13 protein-coding genes are annotated in these 12,814 nt (G+C 42.0%); 7 read left to right on the plus strand and 6 right to left on the minus strand.

Annotated elements, in window-relative coordinates:
- Positions 1-134: 134 nt before the first annotated feature.
- Positions 135-1,004: a LysR family transcriptional regulator gene (locus tag MTF68_RS16355; RefSeq protein WP_004587984.1), complete on the minus strand. Its 870-nt coding sequence runs from the start codon at positions 1,002-1,004 to the stop codon at positions 135-137.
- Between the two features lie 90 nt (positions 1,005-1,094).
- Between MTF68_RS16355 and MTF68_RS16360 the strand changes: the two genes are divergently transcribed.
- Together MTF68_RS16360 and MTF68_RS16365 are read left to right on the plus strand one after the other, a co-directional pair.
- Positions 1,095-1,469, plus strand: a complete 375-nt coding sequence (locus MTF68_RS16360) for a DUF413 domain-containing protein (protein ID WP_004587983.1) — start codon at positions 1,095-1,097, stop codon at positions 1,467-1,469.
- A gap of 87 nt (positions 1,470-1,556) precedes the next feature.
- A complete protein-coding gene (locus tag MTF68_RS16365; RefSeq protein WP_054983768.1) occupies positions 1,557-2,792 on the plus strand; it encodes a response regulator in 1,236 nt (411 codons plus the stop codon).
- Positions 2,793-2,844: 52 nt separating this feature from the next.
- Here the strand turns inward: MTF68_RS16365 and rarD are convergent, their stop codons facing one another.
- Both rarD and MTF68_RS16375 read right to left on the minus strand, forming a co-directional pair.
- On the minus strand, positions 2,845-3,762 hold the full coding sequence (gene rarD, locus MTF68_RS16370) for an EamA family transporter RarD (protein WP_004587981.1): 918 nt from the start codon (positions 3,760-3,762) through the stop codon (positions 2,845-2,847).
- A gap of 130 nt (positions 3,763-3,892) precedes the next feature.
- Positions 3,893-4,348 carry a thioesterase family protein gene (locus tag MTF68_RS16375; protein WP_004587980.1) on the minus strand — a complete coding sequence of 152 codons (456 nt, stop codon included), beginning with the start codon at positions 4,346-4,348 and terminating at the stop codon, positions 3,893-3,895.
- Between the two features lie 134 nt (positions 4,349-4,482).
- On the opposite strand from MTF68_RS16375, the gene recQ reads away from it, so the two are divergent.
- From recQ to MTF68_RS16395, 4 genes are all read left to right on the plus strand, one after another.
- Positions 4,483-6,306, plus strand: coding sequence for a DNA helicase RecQ (gene recQ, locus MTF68_RS16380; protein ID WP_054983758.1), 1,824 nt, complete (start codon positions 4,483-4,485; stop codon positions 6,304-6,306).
- Between the two features lie 7 nt (positions 6,307-6,313).
- Entirely contained in the window at positions 6,314-6,598 is a 285-nt protein-coding gene (locus tag MTF68_RS16385) for a DUF3630 family protein (protein WP_029772370.1), read from the plus strand.
- Positions 6,599-6,744: 146 nt separating this feature from the next.
- Positions 6,745-8,454: a ShlB/FhaC/HecB family hemolysin secretion/activation protein gene (locus MTF68_RS16390; protein WP_248463091.1), complete on the plus strand. Its 1,710-nt coding sequence runs from the start codon at positions 6,745-6,747 to the stop codon at positions 8,452-8,454.
- A 70-nt stretch (positions 8,455-8,524) separates the two neighbouring features.
- On the plus strand, positions 8,525-9,097 hold the full coding sequence (locus tag MTF68_RS16395) for a mechanosensitive ion channel domain-containing protein (protein ID WP_248463092.1): 573 nt from the start codon (positions 8,525-8,527) through the stop codon (positions 9,095-9,097).
- A 74-nt stretch (positions 9,098-9,171) separates the two neighbouring features.
- On the opposite strand, the gene MTF68_RS16400 is transcribed toward MTF68_RS16395, so the two are convergent.
- The 3 genes from MTF68_RS16400 to MTF68_RS16410 are packed head-to-tail and all read right to left on the minus strand — an operon-like array spanning position 9,172 to position 11,561.
- Positions 9,172-10,230 carry a succinylglutamate desuccinylase/aspartoacylase family protein gene (locus tag MTF68_RS16400; RefSeq protein WP_024031557.1) on the minus strand — a complete coding sequence of 353 codons (1,059 nt, stop codon included), beginning with the start codon at positions 10,228-10,230 and terminating at the stop codon, positions 9,172-9,174.
- On the minus strand, positions 10,217-11,122 hold the full coding sequence (gene rimK / locus MTF68_RS16405; protein ID WP_004587974.1) for a 30S ribosomal protein S6--L-glutamate ligase: 906 nt from the start codon (positions 11,120-11,122) through the stop codon (positions 10,217-10,219). Before rimK ends, MTF68_RS16400 begins: the two co-directional genes overlap by 14 nt.
- 10 nt (positions 11,123-11,132) lie before the next feature.
- A complete protein-coding gene (locus MTF68_RS16410; RefSeq protein ID WP_024031556.1) occupies positions 11,133-11,561 on the minus strand; it encodes an ATP-dependent zinc protease in 429 nt (142 codons plus the stop codon).
- Positions 11,562-11,839: 278 nt separating this feature from the next.
- Here MTF68_RS16410 and MTF68_RS16415 point away from each other — a divergent pair, with 278 nt between their 5' ends.
- Positions 11,840-12,811, plus strand: coding sequence for a zinc transporter ZntB (locus tag MTF68_RS16415; RefSeq protein WP_029772374.1), 972 nt, complete (start codon positions 11,840-11,842; stop codon positions 12,809-12,811).
- The last annotated feature ends 3 nt before the right edge of the window (positions 12,812-12,814 follow it).

Consider the following 12,814-nt stretch of genomic DNA (forward strand, 5'->3'; position numbering starts at 1 on the left):
CAGATATATTACAAAGGAAACATTTTTGTCTTTTTATTTTAATAAAAGTGTCTAAATTCTGAAAACAAAACGACATGAATATTTAATAAACAAAATTGTACCTATTCAACCTCATTAAAAATAATAGTCGGTATTTAGTGTTCATCAACAGGCTGATAAGCATTTATTTTAGGTAATAAGTTAATCAGGGTTTCTATTAACTCTTTTTGTTCGTTGTCTCTGTGGTAAGCCACAAAAATATCACGCGAAGTATGTTCTACATCTTTTACATGAAACAGCTCACCCTTTTCTAGGTGAGATTCAACAAGTACCTCGGGGATAAACGCACTGCCGCCACACTGAAGAATTAAATCAAGGGCAATACGCCCCGTACTGGTTCTAAAATAAGGCGGCGTTTTACCGGTAAATTGGCGCGCATGCCATAGCGAAAACGTAGTACCCCAATCAACATATACATATTGGTTATCAAAAAAGTTCTCGTTAGTGGCCGTGTCATAGCCACTAACCGGAATAATTGGCAGCTCGCAAATTCGCTCTACCACAAGCTCGTCTACTTTAGGGGGGTCAAATAAAATGGCCAAATCAAGCGTACGCTCTAATAATAACCGCGTGCTTTCTTGTTGGGCTTTAACCTCTGCGACCAACGACACCCCAGGCATAGCCGACACAATATTAGTAATGCCAAATTGTAAAAACGCATCCCATATATTAGGCGTACCCGCTAAACTTATTTGCTTGTGCATGTTATCGGCAAGTGCCACATCGACTTTGGCACGCTGCATGCCGGTGATGATCATTTTAGCGTGCGGAAGCAATCGCTCTCCTGGCGCCGTTAATTGAATATTGTTACGCTGGCGAATAAACAAGTTTACACCCAACCCCTGCTCTAACTGGCGAATTCGAAAGCTTACTGCCGATTGAGTGATATACAGGTTTTCAGCCGCTTTACCAAAGTGACGCGTGCGCACAACCTCTACAAATGTTTTTAATAAATCTATATCCAATTTTTTATCCTCACGATAAAAATAACTTGTTTAATAAATTGTCAAACTTGCATCATACTCCAGCAATAAACAGGGTATGAGGATACAGTTATGAGCAACGATATTTCACTACTTCGCCAAGCGTTTGTTAGCCAACGTCAATTTTATGATGATCAAAACTTTCCTCGCGGGTTTAGCCGCAGCGGAAACTTCACCTTATTAGAAGCCAGCATATTAGAGCAACACGGCGTTGTACTAAAAGGCCTTTATAATAAAACTTTAGCACCCCAAAATACGCTACAAGAGCAATTTGTTGACGTAGTTTGTGGCAGTAAAGAACCTACAAACCCAATCGAAAAAGCCTGGGTTAAATATTTAAAACTAACAACCTGTAAAACCAAGTTTCATACACTTTTTGGCCGTTCAAAAATGTCAGGGCCGGTACCAATAAGCCAAGACGATTATAGCGAATCAGATAGCGTATAAGCCTCTAAGATATTTGCTTTTTTGCGTTTTAACAGTTACAACTTGTATAAGCAAATACTTTTGCAAAATATCAAACAAGGTTGTTACGTGACGCGAAAAATACTCATAGTTGAAGATACGCCTACTATAGCGCGTGTGCAAAAGCATATCGCGCTTAAAGCAGGTTACGAAGTAGATATAGCCGAATCTTTAGCGGCAACAAAAGAGCTAATAAAACACAATAGCTACTTTTGCGCTGTTGTTGATTTTATCCTTCCCGATGCTCCTGCGGGTGAGGCGGTTCCGTATACTATTAATGCCGACATTCCCACCATAGTAATGACAGGCAATATAGATAAACAAACTCGCGACACGGTAGAAAAATACCCAATAATTGATTACATAATCAAAGAAAACAAACAAGCTTACCAATACCTAGAAAAACAACTAAGCCGTTTACCACGTAACGAGAACGTAAAAGTGTTGGTCGTCGACGACTCAACCTCTACCCGTAGATACATTTGTAGTTTACTAAAGCGCCATAAGTATCAAATACTCGAAGCTAAGGACGGCAAAGACGCGCTAGAAGTACTTGAAAGCCAAAAAGACGTGTCTGTTATTATTACCGATAACGAAATGCCAAACATGAATGGTGATGAGCTATGCGCCGAAATTCGCCGGCTTTACAGTAATGATGAAAAAGCCATTATCGGTATTTCAGGTGCTGACTCGTCAGCATTATCGAGCCTATTTTTAAAAAATGGTGCCAACGACTACCTCCATAAACCCTTTAACAGCGAAGAGTTTTACTGCCGACTAAGTCAAAACGTCGACATGCTTGAGCAAATCGCAACAATCAAACGCCAAGCAAATACTGACTACTTAACTAACCTGCCTAATCGACGTTACTTTTTTGAAGAGTCGAGCAAATCACTCAAGTATTTAAAAAAATCAAATCAAGATGGCGCACTCGCCATGCTTGATATAGACCATTTTAAATCGATTAACGATACATACGGTCACGATTCAGGGGATGAGGTTCTCAAAGGGTTGGCGGTGTGTTTTAAAAAGTACTTTGAAAAGCAGCTAGTCGCTCGCTTAGGCGGTGAAGAATTTGCCGTTTACTTTACTGATGCAACCACAGCGCAAGCGCTAAAACGCCTTGAAGGGTTTAGGCAATTTATAGAGCTTAATAGCCAAGAGTTTAGCCAAGAAAAAATTAAATTTACAATTTCTATTGGTTTTGCAAGCGGCCCTATTTATCAAATAGATGAGTTACTTAAACAGGCCGATTTAAAGCTATATGATGCAAAAGAAACCGGCCGTAATAAAGTAATAAGCTAAACCTTAACGCTGCTTTATAGCAACTTGCTTAAACTATTATTGCGCATAGGTATTAAACTTCGGCGGCGGTAACGGCCGCTTTTTTACGCTTACGCGATTGATGATAAGAGTCCCAGGTAAATATAGCCAGCGCACTCCAAATACAGGCAAAGGTAATCACCCGCTCTGCATCAAATACTTCATCGTAAAACACCACAGCAAGCATAAACATTAAACTTGGCCCTATGTACTGAAAAAAGCCCAATGTCGTGTACTGCAAACGCTTGGCCGCTCCAGTAAAGCAAAGCAGCGGCAACGTAGTAATAATACCGGCACTAATTAACAGCGCATTGGTATGCCAATCGTTTAGGGCTAAGTCGGAAGTAGGCGTTGGTGCCATTACCCACCAGTAAATTAATGCAACCGGCAGTAAAATTAGGGCTTCGAGTAAAATGCCTGGCAGCGCTTCAACAGGTAACTTTTTACGCAGTAAGCCATAAATAGCAAAAGACGTGGCAAGCGAAAACGCCACCACCGGAAACGAGCCAAAACTGACCAATTGCAATACTACGCCCGCAAAGGCTAAAAACACTGCAAACCCTTGTAACTTTCGCAGCCGCTCGCCTAAAAATAGCATGCCCAACAGCACATTAAGTAATGGATTTATGTAATACCCTAAACTGGCATCGAGCATATGGTTATTATTAACCGCCCAAATAAATAACCCCCAGTTAAAGCCCAGTATAGAAGAGGTAAGTACTAACATTAAAATAATTTTTGGCTGGGCAACTATGCGCTTAACCTTATCCCAGTATTTAAGCACACTGACCACAAGCACTAAAAAAACCACAGACCAGACAACACGGTGAGTTAAAATTTCAAAAGCAGAAACATGCTGTATTTGTTTGAAATAAATAGGCGCTAAGCCCCACATTAAAAAAGCTAAACAGGCAAAAATACCGCCTTTACGCTGCTCGTTTGCAATCGACATACATACTACTTATTCATACTAAAAGGCCGACAGTTTATACCAATTCGCGCTATTAAGTGATTTATTTTGCGGTAACTAAAGCTCAGCGTAAGGCAAAGCTTTTTATTTTAGCCGTGCGTAATTAGCAGCTTTAACCTACTAAATACGTACCTGTACCAAAGGCGATTTGGATTGCCTTTTCATTGTGTAGCTCCATTCTACATACACACACTTTATTACCAGAGCGGATCAAAGTAGCACTGGCTGTAAATGTCTCCCCTTTGCCAGGGCGCAAATAATCTGTGCGCAAATCAATAGTGCCTAAGGTAGCCAGCTTTTGCTGAACGCTAGGGATATCGAGCTCGGTTAATTTATCAATAACACTGGCTGCTGCAAGCATGCCGCCCACATTATCGAGCACCGCCGATATAATACCGCCGTGAAGAATTTTTTGCGCAGGATTGCCTATAAATACATCCTGCCAGGGAAAGGTAATTTTAGCTTGCTCAGGGCTGAGCGACTCTACCGAGATATTTAAAAACTGATTAAATGGCATGCCATTTACAAACAGTGCGCCAACTTGTTCAATTAACATTTCTTTATTCATTATTATTCTCTATGTTTAAATTAACACTGGTACGATGAGTTAAGCATACCTGAAGCAAAACCACGAGGCACTAATTAAATCATTTACCTCTAAGCTAAAGACATCCTATAAAAAAACCACTAAAATAGCCGCCGATGAATACTCTAACCCCTACACCTAGCACATTGGTCCGCAAGCCCGACACGGTTCTTAAACAAGTGTTTGGCTACAGCGAGTTTCGTGATGGCCAAAAAGCGGTGATCGACGCGGCCATTAATGGTCAAGACTCTTTGGTACTACTGCCTACAGGCGGCGGTAAATCAGTGTGTTACCAAGTACCAGCGTTAGTGCTCGAAGGGGTTACTGTGGTAATCTCACCGCTTATCTCGCTCATGCAAGACCAAGTAACGCAACTGCAAGCATTAGGTGTTAAAGCCGCTTACATTAATAATAGCCTGGCTCGCGAAGAGCAACAATTAGTGTACCAACAATTGCACCAAGGGCTAATAAAATTACTGTATGTAGCCCCTGAAAAAGTGCTTCAGCATGAATTTACCGAGCGACTCAGCCATTTAAATATTAGCTTATTTGCAATTGACGAAGCACATTGTGTATCGCATTGGGGGCATGACTTTAGACCTCATTACTTTAGATTAAATGAGCTTAAGCAGCGCTTTTCCCATGTACCTATGATGGCACTGACCGCCACGGCCGATAAAGCGACCCGCTTTGATATAGTTGAGCAATTAAAATTACAACAGCCCTATATACATACCGGCAGCTTCGACAGACCGAATATTCGTTACACCATCGAAGAAAAGTTCAAGCCAATGGCGCAACTACTGCGCTATTTAAAAGAGCAAAAAAATCAAAGTGGCATTATTTACTGCACTAGCCGTAAGCGCGTTGATGACATTGCCGAAAAACTCGCTGATGCAGGTTTAAATGCCGCCGCGTACCATGCTGGCATGAGCAACGAGCAGCGCCAATTTGTGCAAACCGGATTTGCCCGCGACGACATTCAAATAGTCGTTGCGACCGTTGCCTTTGGTATGGGCATAAATAAACCAAATGTGCGTTTTGTTCTGCATTACGATATTCCAAAAAGTATTGAAGCCTACTACCAAGAAACTGGCCGCGCTGGGCGTGATGGCTTAGCCGCAGAAGCCATTATGTATTTTGATCCCGCCGATATAGGCCGCGTTAGGCGCTTTTTTGAAGACATAGACGATGAACAACGCCGCCGCGTAGAAGAGCAACGCTTTAATGCCATGGCCAGTTTTGCCGAGGCGCAAACATGCCGCCGGCAAATACTATTAAACTACTTTAGCGAGTATAAACGCGAGCAATGTGGCAACTGCGATATTTGCATTAACCCGCCAAAAAGCTTTGATGGCACATTAGTAGCGCAACAAGCGCTTTCGTGTGTGTATCGAGCTGGGCAGCGTTTTGGCTTAGGCTATATTGTAGAATTATTACGCGGGGCTAATACCAGCCGCATACGCGACAACAACCACCACGAACTCAGCACCTATGGCATAGGCAAAGACAAAAGCAGTGAATTTTGGCTCAGTATATTACGCCAACTTATACACCAAGGCTTGTTAAGCCAAGATATTACCCAAGGTGCCTCGCTGCGCTTAACCGAAGCAGCACGCGCAGTGCTTAAAAGTGAATACGCTCTACAGCTTGCCGAGCCGCGCTTACAAGCTAAACACGTATACCAAGATAAACTGGCGCAGTTTAACTACGACAAAAAACTATTTGCCCGCTTACGGGCTCTGCGTAAAGAACTCGCTGATGCCGACGATGTACCGCCGTACGTTGTATTTAACGATAAAACCTTAGCCGAAATGGCGCAGTTAATGCCCACCAACGACAGCGAATTTTTAAAGGTATCGGGCGTTGGCTTTACCAAACTCAATAAATATGGCGGCGAATTTTTAACGGCCATTCGTAATTACCTTGCTAGCAATTAAGTAAACTATGACCCAAATTGAATACAATCACGCCCATAAATGCATTGTTATAAGCCCGGTAGAAGCCCCACACGATGAAGACTTTGAGCTGTGGAGCACGCTGTTTTTACACGCCGATGAAATAACAATTATTGACTACGCTGGGGGTGCTGACCGTCATCAATTGCGCTTTAGCTATCAACAGCAAACCTTTAATTTAAATTTTGAACACTACAGCGAAAGTATTTGGATTAATGGCGAAGGCCAAGAAGCCGAGCATTTATTAGCAGCCCTTGCTTTTTACTTGAGCTAAAACACCTCGCATATGCACTAATTAACAAAGGTGTATAACAGTAACAATTAATTAGTTTCAAAATCCATACCTTTTACTTACATTGTAATAACAATGATGTAAGCTGATATTACGACTCATAATTGCAGTAGTATTGAAGAGGTTGAATGGTGAATAGAAAATGGATTGCACACTGTTGTATAAGCTTAGCCCTTGTAAGCTTTAGTGCGCCTAAGGCCTTTGCACAACAACCACCCAATAAAACTAACACCTGCTCCGCTGTGCAAACTCACTCAGACAAAAGCAATAATTTACGCCGTGAGGTTGAAGATAAAACCACACTGATTAATAGTCGCAGCGACGCCCAAATAACCTCAATTACCCTTAAACAACTTAACGTTTTTAATACCGAGCTGGAGGAGGAAAATAACGCGCTTTTTCGTTTTGCCAACCGCGCGCATATTCAAACCGAGCCAGACGTTATTAGTAATATTTTATTATTTAAACAAGGCGATAATTACAATGCCAGAAAGCTCGCTGAGTCAGAGCGTTTATTACGCCAACAAAACTATTTATATGATGCGCAAATAAGCGCGGTTGAAAACTGCGACGGCAACGTAGATGTAACTGTGGTAACTCGCGATTTATGGACTTTACTACCCGAAATAAGCTTTAGCCGCAGCGGTGGCGAAAATAAATCGAGCATTGGCTTTCGCGAGTCCAATTTACTGGGTTGGGGCAAGCGCTTGTCGTTTTCACGTACTACCGACAGCGATCGTAATGGTTATTTATTTGTTTATGACGATCCTAATATATTATCTAGCCGGTATCGCGGGCGCTTAGAGTATGCCGACAACAGCGACGGTAAACGCCACTTATTAGAGCTAACCTATCCGTTTTACGCCATAGATACACCTTATAGCTATGGTATTAAAAGCTTTTCTGAACAGCGAGAAGAGTCGTTGTATCGCCGTGGCGATGAATACAGTGAGTTTGATCAAACAACCGATTTTTTTAGCGCTTTTTTAGGCCACTCTAAAGCATTATCTGATAGCTGGACACAGCGCTTAACGTTTGGCTATGTAAACCTAGAAGATAGCTTTGCAGAAATAGAAACAACCTTTGCTCCCTTGGCCAAAAACAGACAACTAAGTTACCCCTATGTGAGTGGTCATTGGTTTGAAGACTGTTATATAAAAGTGCGTAATTTTGACAGTATTTCGCGCACCGAAGACTTAAATTTAGGGTGGAATATTAAAGCCCTATTAGGCTACTCAGATGAATCACTAAGTAATGATGACAGCAGAGCCGTGTATTCGTTAAAAGCTAAAAAAGCACACTTTACTACCGACAGAACGCTGTGGCGTTTTAGTGCTCAAGTGGATGGTTATTGGAATAAAGAGCAAAAACAACTAGAAAACTTTTTAGCCACCAGCGAAGTGCAGTACTACTTAAATACCAGCGAAAACCAATCTTGGTTTGTTAAAGCCCGTGCCCAGTATGCTAAAAACCTAACCGCCGATAAGCAGCTAACACTTGGCGGCGAAACGGGCCTTCGTGGCTATCCTATGGATTACCAGCATGGCGACCGAAGCTTTTTAGTCAGCTTAGAAAAACGCTATTACTGGGAGTACGATTTACTGCAGCTATTTAAAGTAGGTGCAGCGGGCTTTGTTGATGTTGGCCGCGCTTGGTTTAACGATGAAGACAACGGCGAAAACGACCATGTTTTAAAAAATGTTGGGGTGGGTTTGCGTTTAGCACCTAGCAGAGCAAACTCTGGCACCATGATCCACCTTGATATTGCCGCCCCGCTTGATAGCTACGACGATGTTGATTCGGTGCAGTGGCTCGTAAGTGTTAAAAACACCTTTTAAATAGCGAGCAATAAACGAAAGCGTTACACTAGCGCTTTAAATTTTCCTAAAAACAGTACGGGATCACACTTTGGAATTGTTTGCGCTTTTAGAGCTAATGGGTACGCAATATAAATTGATTGTTACCCTTATGGCCATTTTACTTTTTCCTCTTTTATTAAAAGTCACTAAAAAGTTGCTCGAAAAAGCCATAAAAGGAAAAGTAGATGTTCATCGTAAATTTAGAGCGGAGCTATTATTAAAAATAATACTCGCGTTTGTAGTACTGTGCTTAGTGCTTATATTTTGGGGTATAGAGCTGCGCGGGCTATTAGTTTTGGGCTCATCATTATTTGCTATGCTCGGGGTCGCTTTATTTGCCGCTTGGTCGCTGCTTAGTAACCTTACCGCTTTTTTACTCATGTTTATTCAAAATGGTTTTCATGTGGGAAATTGGGTGCGTATTGTTGATGGCGCAAACCATATAGAAGGGCGCATTGTCGAATTAGGTTTAATGAACGTGCTACTTGATCATGTGGATGGGCACCGAGTTGTTTACCCTAATAACCTGTTTGTGACACGCCCGGTTATGGTATTAAATAAAGAACCTAAGCCTACAAAGGCACCGGTAATAAAACGGATTATTGGCCCTAAGAAGACATAGTTTAAAAAGTTATATCCGCAAAAAAGCCGCAGTAAGGCAAACCTCACTGCGGCTTTTTACTAGCTAACATAGTGCTAATTATTTAGCTCAGCTGTTTTAAGCTCTTCATCTAAATCATTTATTTCGTCAATAAAATGCTCTAATTGCTGCTCTACTAAGCTGTTATCATTTGCAAAGTAAGCAAGGTGGAATACCGCATCCCCTTCGTTTACTAGTGGCATAGTTTGCTGGCCTATCACAATACCGCCCTTAGGCGCTAAAAGCTCAAGTTCGGCATCACCTAATGGGCTACTTATGTACGCCAGCACTTGGCCTTTTTCTACGTGTTCACCTAGCGATACTTGTGCACGTACAATGCCATCTACCTCAGCGCGTATCCAACTTGTAGACCCTGCAATAATAGGATCGGGCAGCTTTTTAGGACGTTTGCCGCGGATCATTTTTAAATGCCGCATCACATAATCCACACCCTGCACACCTGCTGCAATGGCAATAGGGTCAAAGCGTAAGGCTTCACCGGCTTCGTAAGTAATAACCGGTATACCTAAATTAGCGGCTTCACTACGTAATGAGCCATTACGAAGGGATGCATTTATAACCGCTGGCGTACCGAATGCTTTGGCCATATCAGCGGTTGCTTCATCATCTAAGTTAGCGCGTATTTGCGGTAAGTTAGTCCGGTGAATAGCCCCCGTATGTAAATCAATAATGTGGGTACAATGTACCGCCACCTGATTAAAAAACATATGTGCCATACGCCCCGCTAGCGATCCACGCTCAGAGCCCGGAAAGCTGCGGTTCATATCACGTCTATCGGGTAAATAACGTGATTTATGAATAAAGCCAAACACATTAACAATCGGCACAGCAATTATGGTTCCGCGCAGTTGGCTTGCATCTATTTTAGAGAGCAGCTGGCGTACAACTTCTACACCATTTAGCTCATCCCCATGAATAGCGGCACACACCATCAGCACTGGGCCTTCCATTACACCATTAACCACTTCAATAGGAATATTGAGCGGTGAATGGGTGTAAAGTTTAGCAGCCTCTAAGGCAAGGGTTTTACGCTCGCCTACGCCAACACTTTCACCTAATAAGGTAAAAGGACGATTAATTTTAACCTTTGCCACGGGTTGCGGTTCCTTTAATAGCAGCATTTTTTTCGATGAAATCAATCACCATACCGGCAATATCTTTGCCTGTTGCCACTTCAATCCCTTCAAGGCCTGGAGAAGAGTTTACTTCCATTACCAAAGGCCCGCGAGATGAGCGAAGTAAATCAACGCCCGCTACATTTAAGCCCATTGCTTTTGCTGCAGCAACGGCGGTTTTACGCTCTTCTGGGGTAATGCGTACTAATGTAGCGCTACCACCACGGTGAAGGTTTGAGCGAAACTCGCCTTCTTGCGCTTGGCGCTTCATGGCCGCTATTACTTTATCACCAAGTACAAAACAACGAATATCGGCTCCGCCGGCTTCTTTAATGTATTCTTGAACCATAATATTGGCTTTTAAACCCATAAACGCTTCAATAACACTTTCAGCCGCTTTACGTGTTTCAGCAAGTACAACACCAATGCCTTGTGTGCCTTCAAGTAATTTAATAACAACCGGAGCACCGCCTACCATTTCTAGTAAGTCTTTAACGTCATCTGGTTTGCTGGCAAAACCGGTTACCGGCATGCCTACGCCTTTACGTGATAACAGCTGAAGTGAGCGTAATTTATCGCGCGAACGAGAAATAGCCACCGATTCGTTAACAGGATAAACCCCCATCATTTCGAACTGACGTAAAACAGAGCAACCATAAAACGTCACCGATGCACCAATGCGTGGAACAATGGCGTCAAAATCTTTTAAATTTTCACCACGGTAGTGAATTTCTGGCTGTTCTGAGTTTATATTCATATAGCAACGAAGCGCATCAATCACCTTTACCTCGTGACCGCGTGCCTCTGCCGCTTCAATTAAGCGACGCGTTGAATACAAATTTCTGTTGCGAGATAAAATACCAATTTTCATAGTTAAAACCTTAACTATCTAATAAATGAGATAAAGCCGGATCAACGACTATACGATTTTCCATGGCTGTACGCCCTAGTAACATTCTAAACTTCATTGTTGCTCTACTCGTTAAAGTAACTTCTATTGGCCAGCTGTGCTGCCCTGCATGCAATGTTGTTTCTATAAAGTAGCGTAACTCTTTTTGCCCACTTGAGCTGGTTACCGCCTTAATTTTTTTAACTTTTGCAGTGCACGCAACCTGAGTGTGTTCGTCATCTTGCAATGGTTGGACTATAAATTTTACCCACTTTTCTTCGCCTTCTTTGTACTCTTCAATGTTAATTGCATGAATACATGAAGTGCGGGCGCCAGTATCAACTTTTGCTTTTATCTTTTCGATGCCAAGCTCGGGTAAACTTAACCACTCACGCCAACCAACAGTTAACTTTGCTGTCATAAATGTGCCCTTAATAAAAAAGTGACTTATACGCTACGGCGCAAAAAACACCAGCGAAATAAATTTATCTAGTCGATGAGTAAATTAAATTGATCTTTTATAGGAACTAATCACACAATGCGCGCCTTGCTGTTTAGTGCCTTATTTAGCAATTAAAGCCTGCATATAGGTTTTACCTTAACGCTAACTTATTAAAAGTTAAGGTAAGTTTGTAAAGCACTATGCAGATACACTATAGTTAACTGTATTAAAAATACACTATTATATGAGTTTAAAATATGATTAATGGTTTACTGCATGCACTGGTGCTTGATGAAAAAGGCGGCGCGCACGCCATAGAAAACACCCGCGATTTAAATAACTGGCACCCTAGCCAAGGTAAACTGTGGATACATATGGACTACAGCCAAAGCGAGGCAGTAACGTGGCTTAAAAGCCAGGCTCACCTTACCGACTTTGAGCTTGATTCGCTTATTGCTGATGAAACTCGCCCTCGCTTAACACCTAGTACCAATGGCCATATGCTGTTTTTACGTGGTGTAAATTTAAACCCAGCGCAAAGCCCTGAGGACATGGTGTCAATTCGTTTATTTATTAGCGAATCTGTGGTTATCACAACGCGCAAACGTCGCTTACTTTCGATTCAAGATATATTAGCAGAGCTTAATGCTGGCCACGGCCCATGCTCAATATCAGAGTTGGTCGGCTCTATTACGCAAAAACTGACATCACGCATGCAAAGTGTCATTGATACGCTTGATGAAACCCTGGATGAATTTGAAGAAGAAATAGACGAGCCAAGTAAAAAGTTTGATAACCAAGGTTTATCTCAACTGCGCCGTCAAACTATTGCCTTAAAGCGTTACTTAAAACCGCAAAAGGAAGCGTTAAGTTTAATGGTAAATAACCATTACCCCTGGCTTTTAGATGAAGATAAAGCAAAGCTAAACGAAACCACTAACTTACTTATTCGTTATTTAGAAGAGCTAGATAGCGCCATAGAGCGTGCGCAAATTATTCAGCAAACCATTACTAACCAAGTGTCTGAGCAATTAAATCAACGCATGTATGTAATGTCGGTTGTGGCTGCGCTTTTTTTACCACTGGGCTTTTTAACGGGCCTTTTAGGGGTAAATGTAGGTGGCATACCTGGTACCGAAAACCCTTATGCATTTAGTGCATTTGTGATTTTTTTAATTGTGCTTACTGGCGGTATTGGCGTGTACTTTAAAAATAAAAAATGGTTATAAAAT

The sequence above is a fragment of the Pseudoalteromonas sp. 2CM37A genome (genome assembly GCF_023161885.1).
Lineage (GTDB): Bacteria > Pseudomonadota > Gammaproteobacteria > Enterobacterales > Alteromonadaceae > Pseudoalteromonas > Pseudoalteromonas atlantica.